This is a genomic window from Breoghania sp. L-A4, assembly GCF_003432385.1.
Lineage (GTDB): Bacteria > Pseudomonadota > Alphaproteobacteria > Rhizobiales > Stappiaceae > Breoghania.
In genome coordinates this window covers 32473-49416 of record NZ_CP031841.1, presented here as the reverse complement: position 1 = coordinate 49416, position 16944 = coordinate 32473, and the positions used below count along the sequence as shown (strand labels likewise).

The following is a 16944-nucleotide window of genomic DNA, read 5'->3' as shown; positions in this document are numbered from 1 at the left end:
TCGCTACTTAATCCTTTGCTAACCACGACACCGCCAATTTCCTCTTCAAATCCAATGGTTACTCAAGCGCGCCGGAATTCTGCGGGCCGGGTCTTCCTTTCTGGCCGGACGCTTGCGCTACAGGAACTGTGATTGCGGCGTGTGTGCCGAAGGGAGACTGCGGATGTTACGGCGTGTCGTGCAACGATACCGCGAGGCAACCCGGGCGTTCGGCCCCTCGCGCAGCGGCTCCATCGTCCTGATCTGGGCGTTGGCGATGCTTGTTGTCATTGGAGCGGCCGGCGGCGCCGTCGATTACGGCCGCGCCGTCAACACCCGCGGGCTGATCGCCAACGAGTTGGACGCCGCAGCATTGGCCGGGGCGCGGTACCTGTCGACCGCCAAGGATGTCGACGAGGCGAAGGCGCTGATCAAGGACACCTTCGCTCAAACTGCCGCGGTCAAGCTCGCGGGCATTGCCGAGGTCGAGGACGTGGTGCCGGTCATCGACAGCATCAACGGCGTGATAACGGCAACGGCTCAGGCGTACGTCCCGACGGCCTTCGTTCAGCTTCTGGGGATTCGCACGATTCCGGTTTCGGTGGTCGCGGAGGTGCGCTTTGGCAGCAAGTATGTCGAGGTGGCGCTGGTGCTCGATATCACCGGCTCGATGATGCGCGATATGGATACATTGCGCACGGCGGCGCAGTCCGTCGTGGACGAGCTCATTCCGGAAGGGACGTCCGAGAAAAACAGCAAGGTCCGTATCTCACTCGTGCCTTACAGCCAGGGCGTCAATCTCGGTCAATATGCGCATAAGGTGACGGATGGCAATGCCGGCACGCAGAATTGCGTGACCGAACGCGAGGGCGGCGAGAAGTATACCGACGCGACCTACAACTACGCCGACAAGGATTCCGATTTCTTTGGGGCGGCTCGAACGGTTGCGCCTCGACACCGCAGATGGAACCGCTCACCGCCAAGCGCAACAAGCTGACGTCAGCGATCAAGAAATTGAAGAGTGAGGGCTACACCGCCGGACAGACCGGCGTTGCCTGGGGGTGGTATTCCCTTTCGCCGAAGTGGTCCAACCTGTGGCCGTCCGACAGCGCTCCTGGCGAATATGATGACGAGGACGTCGTGAAGTTCCTGATCTTCATGACGGATGGTGATTTTAACACAAACTATTATTTTGGCGGTCCGCCGTGCAATTATAGAACACGTTATGGAATTCAGTTTGATAGTGGCAAATATTATTCGGGTCAATGCGTGGATTACGATCATAAATCTTATTCGAATAAAAAGAATTATACTGATCGCTGGCAGGAAGAGCCGGAGAAAGAGAATTCAACAAATGTTTCCTCTACAAGAGCGAAGAAAATTTGCGCCGAAGCCAAGAAAACTGGAGCGTCTCTTTATTCTATTTACTTTGGAAGCAACGACAATTCTGCAGGCGCAAAGGTGATGCAGGCGTGCGCCACCGATGTGAATACGACCTACTATTTCGCCAAGGATGCGAACAACCTGATCGCGGCGTTTCAGGCAATCTCGTCGAAGATCAAGGGCGTCTATCTGTCGAAATAACGGCTTATCCAATCCACGCCGGCGCAACGATCGGCGGGATGCGAAGAGGGCGCGACCGGCAAGGTCGCGCCCATATTCATTTCAGGTCTGTATCGCGCGGAGCGCCTCAGGCCGTCTGGCGGTTCTGCCGGTTGTCGATCAGATCCGTGACCACGCCGGGATCGGCCAGCGTCGAGGTGTCGCCGAGGCTGTCGAAACTGTCTTCGGCGATCTTGCGCAGGATGCGGCGCATGATCTTGCCCGAGCGGGTTTTCGGCAAGCCTGGCGAGAACTGGATCAGGTCCGGCGAGGCGATCGGACCGATCTCCTTGCGCACCCAGGCCACCAGCTCCTTCTTCAGTTCGTCGCTCGGCTCCTCGCCTTCCATCAGGGTGACATAGGCGTAGATCCCCTGCCCCTTGATGTTGTGCGGATAGCCCACGACGGCGGCTTCCGACACCTTTGCATGGGCGACAAGCGCGGATTCCACCTCCGCCGTGCCCATGCGGTGGCCAGAGACGTTGATTACGTCATCGACGCGGCCGGTGATCCAGTAATAGCCGTCCTCGTCGCGGCGGCAGCCGTCGCCGGTGAAATACATGCCCCTGTAGGTGGCGAAGTAGGTCTGCACGAAGCGCTCGTGATCGCCGTAGACCGTGCGCATCTGACCGGGCCAGCTGTCCAGGATCACCAGGTTGCCGTCCGTGGCGCCTTCCAGAAGGGTGCCTTCCGCGTCGACCAGCGCCGGCTGAACGCCGAAGAACGGCCGCGTCGCGGAGCCGGGTTTCAGCGCGGTGGCGCCGGGCAGCGGGGTGATGAGAATGCCGCCGGTTTCCGTCTGCCACCAGGTATCGACGATCGGGCAGCGGCCGTCGCCGACCACATTGTGGTACCACATCCAGGCTTCCGGATTGATCGGCTCGCCAACCGAGCCGAGAATCCGCAAGCTTTTGCGCGAGGTCGACTTCACCAGCTCGTCGCCGGCGCCCATCAGCGCGCGGATGGCGGTGGGCGCGGTGTAGAAGATGTTGACGTTGTGCTTGTCGCACACCTGCCAGAAGCGCGAAGCGTCGGGATAGGTCGGCACGCCCTCGAACATCAATGTAGTGGCGCCGTTGGCCAGCGGCCCGTAGACGATGTAGCTGTGCCCCGTGACCCAGCCCACGTCCGCCGTGCACCAGTAGACCTCACCGTCGTGATAGTCGAAGACGTACTGATGCGTCATCGAGGCGTAGACCAGATAGCCGCCCGAGGTGTGCATCACGCCCTTGGGCTGGCCGGTGGAACCCGAGGTGTAGAGAATGAACAGCGGATCCTCCGCGTTCATCTCCACCGGTGCGCAGTGGTCGGACACCCGGTCGGCTTCCTCGTGGTACCAGACGTCGCGGCCGTCCTTCATGGAAATGTCGCCGCCGGTGCGTTTGACGACGATGACCTTGGAGACATTGGTCAGCTTCTCGCAGGCCTTGTCGACATTGGCCTTCAGCGGCACGGAGCGGCCGCCGCGCAGACCCTCGTCGGCGGTGATGATGACGCTCGAATCACAGTCCTTGATGCGGCCGGCCAGGCTGTCGGGCGAAAAACCGCCGAAGACGATCGAATGCACCGCGCCGACGCGGGCGCAGGCGAGCATGGCGTAGGCCGCTTCCGGAATCATCGGCAGGTACAGGGTGACCCGGTCACCCTTCTTGACGCCCATCGCGTGCAGCACGTTGGCGAAGACATTCACCTCGTGATGCAACTCGCGATAGGTGATGACCTTGCTCTCGGACGGATCGTCGCCTTCCCAGATGATCGCGGCCTGGTCGCCGCGCGTCTCAAGGTGGCGGTCGACGCAGTTGGCGGACACGTTGAGCGTGCCGTCCTCGAACCATTTGATCGAGACGTTGTGGTAGTCGTACGAGGTGTTCTTGACCTTGGTATACGGCTTGATCCAGTCGATCCGCTTGCCGTGTTCGCCCCAGAAGCCGGCCGGGTCATCGACCGACCTCTGGTACATCTCGAGATATTTATCGTTATCGATCAATGCTCCGGCGGCAATATCCGCGGGCACGGGAAATACGTTGTCCGACATCGGCACCCTCCCAGAAGTGATGTCCCGGCGTCGTTTTCGGCGCCTGAATTGAGTTGGCGGCATTATGCGTATTGCTGCCAATCACGTCCATACAGCACCGCTGTAACTTTCGTAGGACCGCAATAAGTCGCAGATGGCGCGCCAGCGTCACAGCAACGGTAGCATCGCAGAGGCCAGGCTGAGCACCAGGAAGAAACCGACCATGTCGGTGATGGTCGTCAGCATGGGGCCCGAGGCGACCGCGGGATCGACGTTGAAGCGCTTGAGCGCCAGCGGGACCGTGCCGCCGATGGAGACGGCGACCAGGGTGTTGACCGCCAGAGCCACGCCCACGACCACGCCTATCCACGCGTTGCCGCGCCACGCCCAGGCGGCCAGGCCGATGAGGATGCCCAGCACCAGCCCGTTGATGGCGCCGACGGTGATCTCCTTCAGCCACACCTTCACGATGTCGACGGGCCGCGCCAGGCCGAGCGACAGCTCGCGCATGGTGACGGCGACCGCCTGATTGCCCGAGCAGCCGCTCATGTCGGAGACGATGGGCAAAAACACGGCGAGCGCGATGACGGCCGTCAGCGTCTCTTCATAGAGCGCGATCACGCTGGCGGCGACGATGTTGAGCCCGATGTTGACGGTCAGCCATGACAAGCGCCTGCGGGCGCGCAGCAGGGTCGGCATGGAGCGGATCTCATCGCCCACGACGCCCTGCATCTTCAGCGCATCATCCTCGGCGCGATGCAGCGAGGCGTCGCTGACCGCGGTGCGCGACACGGTGCCGATCATCCGGCCGGCCTCGTCGACCACCGGAATGCCGAGGAACGGATAGTCGTCGAAAACGTCCTCCAGATCGCCGAGCTCTGTCAACGGCGAGACCGACAGCGGCGCCACCATCACGTCCTTGAGCGGAACCGAGCGCTTGGAGGTGATCAGCGTGCGCAGGGAGACGACGCCGACGAGCCGGCCTTCCGCGTCCAGGATATAGGGGTGCTGACCGCGGTAACGCTCGAAATCCTCGTCCTCGGAGGCGACGCGTCGCAGGATGGTGCCGACCGTCTCCGTCTCCACGAAGGTGAAGACATCGGTGGACATCAGCCCGCCCGCGGTGTCGGAGGGATACTCGGCGAGCTTGCGCACGTCCTCGGCCGCATCCGGCGCCATCTCGGAGTAGATCGCTTCCGCTTCCGCGTCGTGCATTTCGCTGAAGACGTCCGCCTGGTCGGCGGAATCCATCTCCTCGAGGATCGAGGCGGCGGTCTTGGCGTCCAGCCGCTCGATGATCTCGGCCGCCCGTTCCTGCGGAAGTTCCTCCACCACGTCGGCGGCGAGCTTGGGGTCCACCAGATGCAGCAGCTTTTCCTGATCGTCCGCCCCCATGTTGAGCAGCGCGCGAACCTGATCGCTGGCCGTCAGTCCGTCGAGCGATTCCTCGATGCGGCTGACATCTCCTTCCTGAACGGTTTCGAGAAAACTCGCGACCGGATCGATCTGGGTTTCACTTGCGGCTGGAATGACGGGCGCCATGCGGTGTCCTCCGGTCGGTGCGGGATGAGATCCGCCAAAAAGCACAAATTATTTCGTCTATATGCAAAAATTTTTTGACTTAGGCAATTTTTGATTTATGTAGCACGATATATTCTGTCGCAGGTGATGGAGGCTGGGCCGTGGTGATACCGGCAAGTGACGTGGCGGCGCGACTCGCGGAGCTGTACGAACAACCCTTTGCGGGAAAGCCGCGCGGGCGGTTTCGGATCTCCCAGAAGTACCTGCGCCAGATGGCGGGCGTGCGGCGGCTTTACAGTGACGACATTTCGGCGCTGACGCGCGCGCTCTATGAGTTGGGCTACGTGTTTATCGACCTCGACAGCTTTTATGTGATCCTCAGCCAGAAGGCTTTCACCAGCTATCGCAGGGTCAATGAAGGAGTGCTCGCGGAGTGAACTTACGGGCAACGCGCAACGACGATCCGGAACCGATTTCCATGGATGGCGTTGGAATTAAGAGGGCAGCATCGCGCGGCCGCGGCGTCAAGGTTTCCGGGGCGACCAGCCCAAGCGCGATAAGCTGATTGTCGGATGGCGGGAATGGGTGTCTTTGCCCGATCTCGACGTGCCGCGCATACTGGCCAAGATCGATACCGGAGCGCGCTCCTCCGCGCTGCACGCGCCGCATGTGGTCGTTGTCGAGAAGGACGGCGAAAGCTGGGTGAATTTCGATCTGGCGTTGCGCGAGGAAGCGCATGATACGGAGCTGCGCCATTGGGCGCGGTTGGTGGATATCCGGGATATCAAGAGTTCGTCGGGCCACGTGGAACGGCGCTATGTCGTCAAGACGACGCTGGTGATCGGAAACCGGCGCTGGAAGATCGACGTGTCGCTGACTGATCGCTCTGATATGGAAATCCCGATGCTGATCGGCCGCCAGGCCATGAAGCGCCGCATGCTTGTCGACCCGTCCGGTTCGTTTCGGTGCCAGACGGCCATGGACCGGCTCACAGATTAGATTCGGTTCCGTTACGGTAATGACGCCGGACGCTGAGGAGGATTCTCATGAAGATTGCTATGCTTGCCCGCAACGCCAGCCTCTATTCGCACCGCCGGCTTGTCGAGGCGGCGGAAGCACGCGGCCATCAGCTGGACATCATCAACACGCTGCGATGCTACATGAACATAGCGTCGCGGCGGCCGGAGATCTTCTACAACGGCGAGAAGCTCGAGGGCTATGACGCGGTGATTCCGCGCATCGGCGCGTCGATCACCTTCTACGGCCTGGCCGTTCTGCGCCAGTTCGAGATGGCCGGGGTCTATCCGCTCAACGAATCGGTGGCGATTGGCCGTTCGCGCGACAAGCTGCGCTCGACGCAGCTGCTGGCGCGCGACGGCATCGGCCTGCCGGTGACCACCTTTGCCCATGACCCCAAGCAGACCGAGGAAGTGCTGAAGACCGCCGGCGGCGCGCCCGTGGTGATCAAGCTGCTGGAAGGCACCCAGGGCATCGGCGTCGTGCTTGCGGATACGGAGCGTTCCGCGAAGTCGGTGATCGAAGCGTTCCGCGGCGCCAACGTCAACATTCTGGTACAGGAGTTCATCAAGGAAGCCGGCGGCACGGACATCCGCGCCCTGGTGGTCGGCGGCAAAGTGATTGCGGCGATGAAGCGCACCGGGGCGGAAGGCGAATTCCGTTCCAACCTGCATCGCGGCGGCAGCGCCGCGTCGGTGAAGATTTCGCCCGAGGAGCGCTCCACCGCGATCCGCGCAGCCAAATCCATGGGACTGAACGTCTGCGGCGTCGACATGCTGCGCTCCAATCACGGCCCCGTGGTGATGGAGGTCAACTCCTCGCCGGGCCTTGAAGGTGTGGAGAAGGCCACCGGCATCGATGTGGCGGGCAAGATCATCGAACTGCTAGAAAAGAACGCCAAGCCGAACAAGACGAAGACGAGGGCCGCGGCTGATGGCGTTCGTCATCGGCAAGGACCGCATTCCGGCGGGCAGCCGGAAGACGGTGGATCTGCCGTTTTCCGTCCTTTCCAATCATACGCCGATGACGTTGCCCGTGCATGTGGTGCACGGGCGCAAGACGGGGCCGACCCTGTTTTTGTCGGCCGCCGTGCATGGGGACGAGATTCTCGGCGTGGAAATCATCCGCCGGGTGCTGCGCACCCCTGCGCTCGACCGGCTTCAGGGCACGCTTCTGGCGGTGCCGATCGTCAACGCCTACGGGTTCATCAACCACTCGCGCTACCTGCCGGATCGGCGCGACCTCAACCGTTCGTTCCCCGGCAGCGAGGGCGGGTCGCTGGCCGCCCAGCTCGCGGACATGTTCATGCGCGAGGTGGTGGTGCGCTCGGACATGGGCATCGATCTGCACACGGCGGCGGCGCATCGCACCAACCTGCCGCAGATCCGTACCTCGGCCAACAACCCCAAGACGCTGGAGCTGGCGGAAGCCTTCGGCGCGCCGGTGATCCTGAAATCGCCGCTGCGCGACGGAAGCCTGCGCAAGTCGGCGTCGGAAGCCGGCGTCGACGTGCTGCTGTATGAAGCCGGCGAGGCGCTGCGGTTCGACGAATGGTCGATCCGCGTTGGTGTGAAGGGCATTCTGCGGGTGATGAAGCGCCTTGGCATGATCGCCGGCAAGAGCTCCTCGTCCAGCAAGATCAAGCCGGTCGTCTCACGCTCTAGCTTCTGGATGCGGGCGCCGGAAGGCGGAATCCTGCGGCTGTTCAAGGCGGCGGGCGACAGCGTCGCGGCCGGCGAGGTCGTCGGCATCGTCACCGATCCCTTTGGCGATGTGGAGATCGAGATTCCGGCGCCCGAGGACGGCATCATCATCGGCCGCACCAACCTGCCCACCGTCAACCAGGGCGACGCCATCGCCCATATCGCGCGGGTGCCCAAGCACCGCGAGGCGCAGGACCGGGTTGGTCAGATGGAAGAGGAACTCGGCGGCGATCCGCTGTTCGACGAGGACGAGATCATCTGAGCACGACGTTGGCTTGCGGGTGTTTGGTTGTGCACTGGTTGTGTCAGGCGGTGTCCGCTGATCATTCTTGGTCCTCCGCGGTGTCATCCTCGGGAGGCCGCAGACCTGACCGGGGATTCAGCAACCCGTGTGGTCGGCCTTGGCGCACGGGCCGGGAGGCCTGTGGTTACTGGATGCCCGCCTTCGTGTTGTGTCCCGGAAGATTGGCATGACACGGTGGGGTCGGGTGCGATGCGAACGGTGGCGATCTGCGCGACACATTCGCGCCCCTGATGGTGTGCCCTTCACACCCCCAACCAGCCGATCACCGCGCCCTGGATCAGCAGCGCCCGAGCCAGTGTCCGCAATCGATCATCGTCAGCGACCACGGCGCGCCCTGGTAGCGGTGGTTGACGATCTGGGTGGTTGCCACGAAGCCGAGCCAGATCAGCCCGCCGGCGGTCAATCCGTTGGCGAGCGTATAGCCATCGGCGTGAAAGATGACTCCGGCCAGCACGAAGGCCATCACCAGCTGGCACAGGAACGCGAGCACGAAGAGCATCGGTGTCGGCTTCGTGTCCTCCGTCGTCAGCCCGGCGGCGGCCATCCATTGCTTGCCGAGGACGCCGTAATACGCGCCGCCGAAGACGAAGGCGGCGATGGTGGCGGCAAGAATCGCGATCCAATTGACCGAGTCCAGCATGGTTCCCTCCCGAGACGATGCGTGGAATTTTAGGCTCGCCGCGGCGTCGGAGTCATCTTAAAAGCCGCCGTTGACGCGCGTGGCGACAAAGCTCACCCCCCCTCGATCATCATCCTCGGCCCTGTGCCGAGGATCCATGGTTTCAAGGACTTGTGGATCGTCGGCACAGGGCCGACCATGATGAAGGAGAGATTTCCCGGCTTTGCCGGCAGTCTGGTTGACGCAAAAGTGCGCGCCTCCCCTCATGCCGCGGTCGCCAGCCCGCCTTGGCGCCGCACGAAGTCGATGATCTCGGCGATGCCCTCGTCCTTCTTCATGTTGGCGAAGACGAAGGGACGCGCGCCGCGCATTTTCCTGGCGTCCCGGTCCATCACGGAGAGATCCGCGCCGACATGCGGGGCCAGATCGGTCTTGTTGATCACCAGGAGATCGGATCGGGTGATGCCGGGGCCGCCTTTTCGTGGGATTTCCTCGCCCGCCGCCACATCGATCACGTAGATCGTCAGATCGGCGAGTTCGGGTGAGAAGGTGGCGGCGAGATTGTCGCCGCCGGATTCGATCAGGATCAGGTCCAGATCGGGAAAGGCCGCATTGAGATCGGCGATGGCCGCGAGGTTGATCGAGGCGTCCTCGCGGATCGCCGTGTGCGGGCAGCCGCCGGTCTCCACGCCGCGGATGCGCTCGCTGGGCAGTGCCTGGGACCGCATCAGCGCTTCCGCGTCCTCGCGGGTGTAGATGTCGTTGGTGATGACCGCAAGCGAGAAGTCGTCGCGCATCGCCTTGCACAGGCGCTCGGTCAGCGTGGTCTTTCCCGCGCCAACGGGGCCGCCGATTCCGACACGCAGGGGGCCGTTGGGGGAACTCATGAGCGAAACAACCTCGTGTACTGGGTTTCGTGGCGCTGGGAGGCGATGTCCGCGCGGAATGTCGCGGAGCCGATGTCGTCGAGCGGTGCGGTGAGCGCCTCGCGCGTGACCTCGGTGATCAGCGGTTCGAGCGCGGCGATCACCCGCTGGCCGTCGCTCTGCCCCAGCGGCACGGCGCGGATGGCGGCGGAGACCAGATTGGACGTGAAGGCGTTCAGATAGGCATGGATCGTCGCGGCACGCTCGATGCCGTGGCCGGCGGCGAGAATCCCGACCGCGACGGCATGGGTCCAGGTCCCGATCGGATGATGGAGCGGGGTGGGCGGCGGCATCAGGGCCGCGAGCCGTTCCGCCATCGCAGCATCTTGCATCGGCCAGGCCGCCTCGATCGTCGCGAGAAAGGCTGAGCCCTGGGCGGTGGCCTCCAGATGGCGTTCCCGCGAGGGCTGCAGGGCGGCGGCCAGCTCGGCAATTTCGGCGCAGAGTCTCAAGTCATCGTCCGAAAAGGCTTCATGCGCGCGGGCGAGCAGGATCGCGTCGGAGCGGCCGGAGCCGTGCCGCAGCACGTCCTCGAGCCAGCATTGCAGCGTCGCGGCATTGGTGACGGTTCCGTCCTCGACCGCCCATTCCAGCCCATGGCTGTAGCTGAAGGCGCCGACCGGGAACGACGGCGACAGCCAGGCGAGCAGCCGGTAGAGCGCGGCGGGTTCAGTCATGGGGTGACCGTGGTGATGGTCGTCACGCGTGTGGGAATGGCCGTGCCCGTGGCCGGGGTCATGCGGGTGATCGTGCCCCTGCACCGAGCCGTGGCCGTAGGCGCCGCCTTCGGGATCAAACGGCGCGGAGATCACCGCGATGCGTCCGCCGAGTTTTTCCACCATGTCCTCGATGACGTGGTCGCGGCGGATGCGCAGGTTCCGGCCCATCAATTGCGTGGGCAGATGCCGGTTGCCCAGGTGCCAGGCGATCTTTACCAGATGCCCCATGTCGTCGGCCTCGATCTCGACGAGCGATTCCGGCGCCGAAACGACCTCTATGACACGGCCGTCCTCCAGCTCAAGCCCGTCGCCGCCGCGCAAGGTCACGGCCTTGGGCAGGTCCAGCAGGAAGGCGGTGCCCGCCTCTCCGGTCATCGCCATGCGGCGGCGGTGGCGGTCGTCGAAGTCGAGTTCGACGCGATCGGCGGGGTCCGACCAGGAGCCAGCCGGCAGCACGCGTGTGGCGCGGATCATTTGGCGGTGTCCTGAAGCGAGGCGGGCCGGGCGGTGAACGGTCCGCCGGTCTTTCGGGGTGTCAGCCGCGCGGTTTCATTGTCGCGGGGCTGCAGGGCCTCGATGATGCGCGGGTCGCGCGCCGCGATCGCCAGCGCCACCCGGCGGAACACCTCGACCTTGGGATCAGCGGCCAGTTCCGCGCGCGTCAACATGGGTCCGAGCGTCGCCAGAACCGCCCAGCGTGAGTCGTTGGCATTGAGACCGGTGGCCACCGTCTTGTTGCCGGCCCGGGTCAGGCGAAAGGACGCGGTGCGCCGGTCGGCCGCCGTGCTGGTCTCATGCCAGCGGCCCATCGATATGGTCACCTCGGCCGCCGACAGCGGACCCGGGATGCGGCCGTCGGAATAATAGACCGCCAAAGGTTCGCCATTGCGCAGCACATAGCCTTGCGGGGCTGCGGCAAACGGATCGCAGCACGGGCAGCCGCCCTGCGGCTCGCCGCCCACTTCGATGGTGAGTTCGTCTTCCAGTGTGCTCATGGCCCGCGATTTTAGAACAGGAAGTAGCGTTGCGCCATCGGCAGCACGTCGGCCGGCTCGCAGGTGATCAGCTCGCCGTCGCAGCGCACCTCGTAGGTCTCGGGATCCACCTCGATCTCCGGCGTGGCGTCGTTGTGGATCATCGAGGCCTTGGAGATGCCTGAGCGGGTGTTCTTCACCGGCAGCAGCGTCTTGCCAAGTTCCAGCGCGTCGCCGAGATGGGCGTCATAGGCGGCCTGGGAGACGAAGGTCACGGCGGAGCGGGTCAGCGACTTGCCGAAGGCGCCGAACATCGGCCGGTAGTGCACCGGCTGCGGCGTCGGGATCGAGGCGTTGGGATCGCCCATCAGCGCCGAGGCGATGGTACCGAGCTTCAGCACCATGTCCGGCTTCACGCCGAAGAACTTCGGATCCCACAGCACCAGATCGGCCAGCTTGCCCACTTCCACCGAACCCACATGCGAGTCGATCCCATGCGCGATGGCCGGGTTGATGGTGATCTTCGACATGTAGCGCTTGACGCGGAAGTTGTCGTTCTCGCCGGTCTCCTGCGCCAGCCGGCCCCGCTGCATCTTCATCTTGTGCGCGGTCTGCATCGTGCGGATGATCACCTCGCCGACGCGGCCCATGGCCTGGCTGTCGGACGCGATGATCGAGAAGGCGCCGATGTCGTGCAGAATATCTTCCGCGGCGATGGTTTCCTTGCGGATGCGGCTTTCTGCAAAGGCCACGTCCTCGGGGATCGACGCATCCAGATGGTGGCAGACCATCAGCATGTCGAGATGCTCGTCGAGCGTGTTCTTCGTGTAGGGCCGGGTCGGGTTGGTCGAACTGGGGATGACGTTTGAATAGCCACAGACCTTGATGATGTCCGGGGCGTGACCGCCGCCCGCGCCTTCTGTGTGGAAGGCATGAATCGTGCGGCCCTTGAAGGCGTTGACCGTGTTCTCGACGAAGCCGGATTCGTTGAGCGTGTCGGTGTGGATCATCACCTGGATATCATAGGCATCGGCCACCGACAGGCAGCAGTCGATCGCGGCCGGCGTGGTGCCCCAGTCCTCGTGCAGCTTCAGCGCCATGGCGCCGCCCAGGATCTGTTCCTCGAGCGCGGCGGGCAGCGCCGCGTTGCCCTTGCCGGCGAAGCCCAGGTTCATCGGAAAGGCCTCAGCCGCCTGCAGCATGCGCGCGAGATGCCACGAGCCGGGCGTGCAGGTGGTGGCGTTGGTGCCCGTCGCCGGCCCGGTGCCGCCGCCCAGCATGGTGGTGACGCCCGAGGCGATCGCCTCGTCGATCTGCTGCGGACAGATGAAATGAATGTGGCTGTCGATGAAGCCCGCGGTGAGGATCTTGCCCTCGCCCGCGATCGCTTCCGTGCCCGGGCCGATGACGATGTCCACGTCGGGCTGCACGTCCGGGTTTCCGGCCTTGCCGATGGCGTGGATGCGGCCGTCCTTCAGCCCGACGTCGGCCTTGATGATGCCCCAGTGGTCGACGATCAGCGCGTTGGTAATCACGGTGTCGACCGCGGCGCCTGCGCGCGTCACCTGGCTCTGGCCCATGCCGTCGCGGATCACCTTGCCGCCGCCGAATTTCACCTCCTCGCCGTAGGTGGTGAGATCGCGCTCCACCTCGATGATCAGGTCGGTGTCGGCAAGCCGCACGCGGTCGCCCACCGTGGGGCCGAACATGTCCGCATAGGCGGCGCGGGGCATCTTGTAGGGCATCGAATTCTCCTGATCGGCGCTGGGCGCAAGTCACGCCGCTGTTCGGTTTTCAAGACCAGCGGTCAGCTCATTCATCACTCTAGTGCGGTGGCGGGGAGGACAGTCCTCGATCACCATTGGTTCCGGGAGAGGTTCCCTGACGGTTGCGGCGTGCAGCCCGAGGACCGAAGGCGAGGCGCACGTATCGCGTGATCGTGATGACCGCGTTCTCCGCAGACGTCGGGTTTCCGCTGCATGTTCGCGCGCCGGAGCGGCGGATCTGTGCGATTGGGCAGGCCTTCAAATTGCGGACACTTTCCGGTCATGAAAAACCCCCGAAATGACCTTGAGCACGAATGAAACCATCGCAACGCGCGGCCGTTTCCCCAGTGCAGCCTGCATAGAGCCGGCACGCACGCATTAGTGCAAAGGGAGTGAATTGATGTTCCGTACAACCAAAATTCTGACAGCTGCTCTGATGGCGACGTCCTTTGTTGTGGCACCGGCGCTTGCCGGTTCTTCGGACCTCAAGGTCCGTCCCGGCGCTGCAGCCGGCGCGAAAGCTCATGGCGGCATGAAATTGAACGGCGGTGGCCACAAGGTCGGCGCTGGCGCCAAGGTCGGCATCGGCGCGAAGGCGTCTGGCGGCCGCAAGGCGCAGGGCCTCGACACCGCGGCCGGTACGAAGGCCGGCGCCAAGGCACGCGGCCTGGACACCGCGGCCGGAGCCACGTCCGGACTCAAGATGACCGGCAGCGCCGGCGGCAACGCCAATAACCAGGGCGAGGTTGTCTCCTCGATCCGGTCCAACAACAAGGCCGCCGCTGACATCAGCACGATCACCGATGCCAGCAAGGTGACCGTGGTCCGCGTCGACTCGGCCACGGAATCGTCCGCGAAGGCCATCGACAATGCCGTGCGCGACAATCAGGACGCCATCGGCAAGCTCCGCAGCTCGATCGAGGCGAACGGCGAAGTCGCCAACAAGCTGTCCGCGGCGGGCGTGCGTTCGGACAATGTGGTTGCCGCGCGCACCGGGGCCGATGGTTCGCTGACGGTCTACGTGCGATAAGCCGACATCGTCGGTCATATTAAATTGGCGCCGGCTTCGGCCGGCGCCTTTTTTGTGCCGGTTGCCTCGTGGCGCTGCAGATCCCTGCATGATCATCGCCTGATTGGTCGGTTCATGAACGACTACCCGCCGGTTTCCGGCTGTTCGGTCAGAGCGGCCCCATCACCTTCTGATTGAAGCCGTAGACCGTGCGGCCGCCGCGGTAGGGCACCAGGGTCACCGAACGGGTCTGGCCGGGCTCGAAGCGCACGGCGGTGCCGGCGGGGATATCCAGCCGGTAACCCTTCGCCGCTGCGCGGTCGAAGGACAGCGCTCCGTTGGTTTCGGCGAAATGATAGTGGCTGCCGACCTGCACCGGACGGTCGCCGGTGTTGGCGACCTCCAGCGTCAGGGGCTTGAGGCCGGCGTTGAGCTCGATCTCGCCGTCTGCGGGGAACAGTTCTCCGGGGATCATGGTTCTCTCCCGCTCACGCGCCGATGGTCAGGGCGACGCCTGCCACAGCCGTGAACGCGCCGCCGATGCGAAGCGCCCGGCGGCCCGCGCGTTCATTCGCCAGCATGCCGAAGCCGAGACCGGCCAGATGCAGGGAGGCGGTGGCAGCGGCGAAGCCTAGCGCATAGGGGCCAAGGCCGCCTGCGGGCGCTTCCAGCCCGTGCGCGGCGCCATGGAACAGCGCAAAGAACCCGACGATGCCGGCGCCCAGCGCCGTCGGCACCTTCGGCGTCATGGCGATGAGCAGGCCGAGGATGACGACGGAGGCTAGAATACCCGGCTCGACCAGCGGCACGGCGATGCCGGAGGCGCTCAGGGTGAAGCCGCCAAGCATGGCGGCGACGAAGACGGCGGGCCAGACAAGGCGGTTGCGGCCGCCTGAGAGCGCCGACCAGACGCCGACCGCCACCATGGCGAGCACGTGATCGGCGCCGCCGAGCGGATGCATCAGGCCGGACAGCAGGGTCGAGCCCTCGTGCAGGCCCGGATGAGCGAGCGCGGGGGTCGCGGCAAGCGCCGGCAGGGCGGCGAGGGTTGCGGGAACGGCGAGGCGAAGAGTCTTTCTGAAGGTCATTGGATCTTCTCCGGGAGGGTCAGCGAATGGGTTCGTGCACGGTCACGAGCTTGGTGCCGTCGGGAAAGGTGGCCTCGACCTGCACGTCGTGGATCATTTCTGCGACGCCCTCCATCACCTGTTCGCGGGTGATGACATGGGCGCCCTTCTCCATCAGGGCGGCCACGGTCTCGCCGTCGCGCGCGCCTTCGGTGACGAAATCGGAAATCAGGGCGATGGCTTCGGGATAGTTCAGCTTGACGCCGCGCTCCAGGCGGCGGCGGGCGACCATCGCGGCCATGGCGATGAGCAGCTTGTCTTTTTCCCTGGGCGTGAGATTCATGGGGACTCCGGGTCGCGGGTGATCAGCAGTGCCACACGCGCGGCAAGGGTGCCGCGCGGTAGCGTTCCAGAAAATGTATCAGGTCGCCGCGCAGCCGCTGGCTGTCGCTGGCGATGAAACGGATGAGCAGCATGCCGTTCCAGGCGCTGGCGCCAGCCTCGTTGGTGCAATCGGCGAGTATTTCGCGCGCCGTCTCAAGCCGCTCCATGGCCTGCGGGCCGAATTCGGCCAGCATCGCGAAGCAGGTCGCGCCATTGCCCGTCGCGGGGCCTGAGAGAATGTCTTCCGCATCGCCGATGAGCCGGGTGTCGTCGGCAAAGCACAACCGGCCGTCGCGATAGACCCGCCAGCGGTCGCGGAAACTGAGCGTTGTCACGGTCTCGCCCATGGCCTTGCGGCCGAGCACCACGGTTTCCAGCGCCAGAAGCCGGGCGGAACCTTCCAGATGCGCGGTGAACGTTCGGTTCAAGCCGGACCGGTCGAAGACGATGGTTTCCTGCGGCAGCCATTCGGCCGAGGCGCCGTCGCGGACATGCAGCGTGTTGCTGACCTCCCCGACGCCCTCGAAGCGGCGATAGATCCGCTCCGCGGTCTGGCTGGTGACGGTGGCGCGGGTGCCGGACGCCCAGCGCGCGCTGTAGTCCAGCCTGTCGCCGCCGGTGATGCCGCCCGCGGTGTTCAGCAGCACCGCCACCGGGTTCTCATCGCGCGAGCGCGGCAGCCGGATTTTCGTGCAGCCGCTCTGACCCAGTCCGTCCAGCACGGTATCGCCGTCGCGCAGCTTGAAGGAGACGCGTGCCGTGCCAAGGGCGCGCTGGAGCCGCGCGGGCGCCACCGGGCACGCCGAGGAAGGCGCTTGGGCGCGCGCGCTTTCCTCAGACTTTTCAATGAGCTTCGGAGCGACGGAAAGAAGCATGGACACGATGACCGAATTGACGGTGCCGGACTTGATGAATGCTGGCACCTGAGAACAGACCTCACAGGCGCACGCCGGACAGGCCACACGGTATTGCGCTGAACCGCGAGACCATCCCGGCGATCCCGTCATGAGGATCCCTTGTGCTGCCTGTAGCAATCCAAGGGCCAAGAGGCGGGCATCCCGTGTCTGATAGCCTATTCTGTCCGCGGAATTGCCAGGAATGTCGATATCGGTGGCGCGAATTCAGGGCAATTGCACAAAAAATATGCAGCATTTCGAGGGTTCCAGCGCCTCATTTTGAAGCCTCTGTCCGCCGCGCGCATCGACCGCGCCGCAGCGCGTCCGGCCGCATTCACACAGAAATTTTTTGCAACACACCCCCGGTTTCGGCTATTCCTTGCACGGTGAGCCGCAATCGGGCGTAGCCGAATGCCGACGGGGCGCGTTGCCGGGTTGCTGCCG

At 64.3% G+C, this 16944-nt stretch carries 16 protein-coding genes and 3 pseudogenes; 7 read left to right on the top strand and 12 right to left on the bottom strand.

Features of this window, described 5'->3' with window-relative positions; genetic code table 11:
- Window positions 1-163: 163 nt before the first annotated feature.
- Together D1F64_RS00270 and D1F64_RS00265 are read left to right on the top strand one after the other, a co-directional pair.
- Window positions 164-976 (top strand): pilus assembly protein, encoded by an 813-nt coding sequence (locus D1F64_RS00270; protein WP_117410772.1) that lies wholly within the window; start codon window positions 164-166, stop codon window positions 974-976.
- Entirely contained in the window at window positions 943-1563 is a 621-nt protein-coding gene (locus D1F64_RS00265) for a hypothetical protein (RefSeq protein WP_117410771.1), read from the top strand. Before D1F64_RS00270 ends, D1F64_RS00265 begins: the two co-directional genes overlap by 34 nt.
- Before the next feature lie 106 nt (window positions 1564-1669).
- Here D1F64_RS00265 and acs read toward each other — a convergent pair whose 3' ends face one another.
- Together acs and mgtE are read right to left on the bottom strand one after the other, a co-directional pair.
- Window positions 1670-3616, bottom strand: a complete 1947-nt coding sequence (gene acs / locus D1F64_RS00260; RefSeq protein WP_117410770.1) for an acetate--CoA ligase — start codon at window positions 3614-3616, stop codon at window positions 1670-1672.
- 147 nt (window positions 3617-3763) lie between these two features.
- A complete protein-coding gene (gene mgtE, locus D1F64_RS00255; RefSeq protein WP_117410769.1) occupies window positions 3764-5137 on the bottom strand; it encodes a magnesium transporter in 1374 nt (457 codons plus the stop codon).
- 140 nt (window positions 5138-5277) lie between these two features.
- Between mgtE and D1F64_RS00250 the strand changes: the two genes are divergently transcribed.
- The 4 genes and pseudogenes from D1F64_RS00250 to D1F64_RS00235 all read left to right on the top strand — a co-directional run bounded on the left by D1F64_RS00250 (window position 5278) and on the right by D1F64_RS00235 (window position 8098).
- Window positions 5278-5553 (top strand): hypothetical protein, encoded by a 276-nt coding sequence (locus tag D1F64_RS00250; protein ID WP_117410768.1) that lies wholly within the window; start codon window positions 5278-5280, stop codon window positions 5551-5553.
- A gap of 154 nt (window positions 5554-5707) precedes the next feature.
- A complete protein-coding gene (locus D1F64_RS00245; RefSeq protein WP_205470592.1) occupies window positions 5708-6115 on the top strand; it encodes a RimK/LysX family protein in 408 nt (135 codons plus the stop codon).
- Window positions 6116-6162: 47 nt separating this feature from the next.
- Window positions 6163-7056: pseudogene (rimK, locus tag D1F64_RS00240) on the top strand (30S ribosomal protein S6--L-glutamate ligase); the annotation flags it as partial.
- 10 nt (window positions 7057-7066) lie between these two features.
- The gene (locus tag D1F64_RS00235) at window positions 7067-8098 is read left to right on the top strand and encodes a succinylglutamate desuccinylase/aspartoacylase family protein (RefSeq protein WP_117410766.1); all 1032 of its coding nucleotides are present in this window, start codon (window positions 7067-7069) and stop codon (window positions 8096-8098) included.
- A 319-nt stretch (window positions 8099-8417) separates the two neighbouring features.
- Here D1F64_RS00235 and D1F64_RS00230 read toward each other — a convergent pair whose 3' ends face one another.
- The 6 genes and pseudogenes from D1F64_RS00230 to ureC all read right to left on the bottom strand — a co-directional run bounded on the left by D1F64_RS00230 (window position 8418) and on the right by ureC (window position 13123).
- A complete protein-coding gene (locus tag D1F64_RS00230; protein ID WP_346432283.1) occupies window positions 8418-8780 on the bottom strand; it encodes a DUF1761 domain-containing protein in 363 nt (120 codons plus the stop codon).
- 242 nt (window positions 8781-9022) lie between these two features.
- The gene (gene ureG / locus D1F64_RS00225; protein WP_117410765.1) at window positions 9023-9646 is read right to left on the bottom strand and encodes an urease accessory protein UreG; all 624 of its coding nucleotides are present in this window, start codon (window positions 9644-9646) and stop codon (window positions 9023-9025) included.
- Window positions 9643-10239, bottom strand: a pseudogene (locus tag D1F64_RS00220) (urease accessory UreF family protein); the annotation flags it as partial. The pseudogene D1F64_RS00220 and the gene ureG, both read right to left, overlap by 4 nt.
- 159 nt (window positions 10240-10398) lie before the next feature.
- A pseudogene (locus D1F64_RS00215) lies at window positions 10399-10878 on the bottom strand (urease accessory protein UreE); the annotation flags it as partial.
- Window positions 10875-11399, bottom strand: a complete 525-nt coding sequence (locus tag D1F64_RS00210; RefSeq protein ID WP_117410764.1) for a hypothetical protein — start codon at window positions 11397-11399, stop codon at window positions 10875-10877. The pseudogene D1F64_RS00215 and the gene D1F64_RS00210, both read right to left, overlap by 4 nt.
- 11 nt (window positions 11400-11410) lie before the next feature.
- Entirely contained in the window at window positions 11411-13123 is a 1713-nt protein-coding gene (ureC, locus tag D1F64_RS00205; protein WP_117410763.1) for an urease subunit alpha, read from the bottom strand.
- 421 nt (window positions 13124-13544) lie between these two features.
- On the opposite strand from ureC, the gene D1F64_RS00200 reads away from it, so the two are divergent.
- Window positions 13545-14174 carry a hypothetical protein gene (locus D1F64_RS00200; RefSeq protein ID WP_162901208.1) on the top strand — a complete coding sequence of 210 codons (630 nt, stop codon included), beginning with the start codon at window positions 13545-13547 and terminating at the stop codon, window positions 14172-14174.
- A gap of 148 nt (window positions 14175-14322) precedes the next feature.
- Here the strand turns inward: D1F64_RS00200 and D1F64_RS00195 are convergent, their stop codons facing one another.
- The 4 genes from D1F64_RS00195 to D1F64_RS00180 are packed head-to-tail and all read right to left on the bottom strand — an operon-like array spanning window position 14323 to window position 16527.
- Window positions 14323-14628: an urease subunit beta gene (locus tag D1F64_RS00195; protein WP_117410761.1), complete on the bottom strand. Its 306-nt coding sequence runs from the start codon at window positions 14626-14628 to the stop codon at window positions 14323-14325.
- Window positions 14629-14641: 13 nt separating this feature from the next.
- A complete protein-coding gene (locus D1F64_RS00190) occupies window positions 14642-15241 on the bottom strand; it encodes a HupE/UreJ family protein (protein WP_117410760.1) in 600 nt (199 codons plus the stop codon).
- 19 nt (window positions 15242-15260) lie between these two features.
- Window positions 15261-15563 (bottom strand): urease subunit gamma, encoded by a 303-nt coding sequence (locus D1F64_RS00185; RefSeq protein WP_117410759.1) that lies wholly within the window; start codon window positions 15561-15563, stop codon window positions 15261-15263.
- A gap of 22 nt (window positions 15564-15585) precedes the next feature.
- Window positions 15586-16527, bottom strand: coding sequence for an urease accessory protein UreD (locus D1F64_RS00180; RefSeq protein WP_205470590.1), 942 nt, complete (start codon window positions 16525-16527; stop codon window positions 15586-15588).
- Between the last annotated feature and the right edge of the window lie 417 nt (window positions 16528-16944).

Coding starts and splice junctions, on each gene's coding strand:
- D1F64_RS00270 (WP_117410772.1), top strand. CDS start 164: ATGTTACGGCGTGTCGTGCAACGATACCGCGAGGCAACCCGGGCGTTC.
- D1F64_RS00265 (WP_117410771.1), top strand. CDS start 943: ATGGAACCGCTCACCGCCAAGCGCAACAAGCTGACGTCAGCGATCAAG.
- acs (WP_117410770.1), bottom strand. CDS start 3,616: ATGTCGGACAACGTATTTCCCGTGCCCGCGGATATTGCCGCCGGAGCA.
- mgtE (WP_117410769.1), bottom strand. CDS start 5,137: ATGGCGCCCGTCATTCCAGCCGCAAGTGAAACCCAGATCGATCCGGTC.
- D1F64_RS00235 (WP_117410766.1), top strand. CDS start 7,067: ATGGCGTTCGTCATCGGCAAGGACCGCATTCCGGCGGGCAGCCGGAAG.
- D1F64_RS00230 (WP_346432283.1), bottom strand. CDS start 8,780: ATGCTGGACTCGGTCAATTGGATCGCGATTCTTGCCGCCACCATCGCC.
- ureG (WP_117410765.1), bottom strand. CDS start 9,646: ATGAGTTCCCCCAACGGCCCCCTGCGTGTCGGAATCGGCGGCCCCGTT.
- D1F64_RS00210 (WP_117410764.1), bottom strand. CDS start 11,399: ATGAGCACACTGGAAGACGAACTCACCATCGAAGTGGGCGGCGAGCCG.
- ureC (WP_117410763.1), bottom strand. CDS start 13,123: ATGCCCTACAAGATGCCCCGCGCCGCCTATGCGGACATGTTCGGCCCC.
- D1F64_RS00200 (WP_162901208.1), top strand. CDS start 13,545: ATGTTCCGTACAACCAAAATTCTGACAGCTGCTCTGATGGCGACGTCC.
- D1F64_RS00195 (WP_117410761.1), bottom strand. CDS start 14,628: ATGATCCCCGGAGAACTGTTCCCCGCAGACGGCGAGATCGAGCTCAAC.
- D1F64_RS00190 (WP_117410760.1), bottom strand. CDS start 15,241: ATGACCTTCAGAAAGACTCTTCGCCTCGCCGTTCCCGCAACCCTCGCC.
- D1F64_RS00185 (WP_117410759.1), bottom strand. CDS start 15,563: ATGAATCTCACGCCCAGGGAAAAAGACAAGCTGCTCATCGCCATGGCC.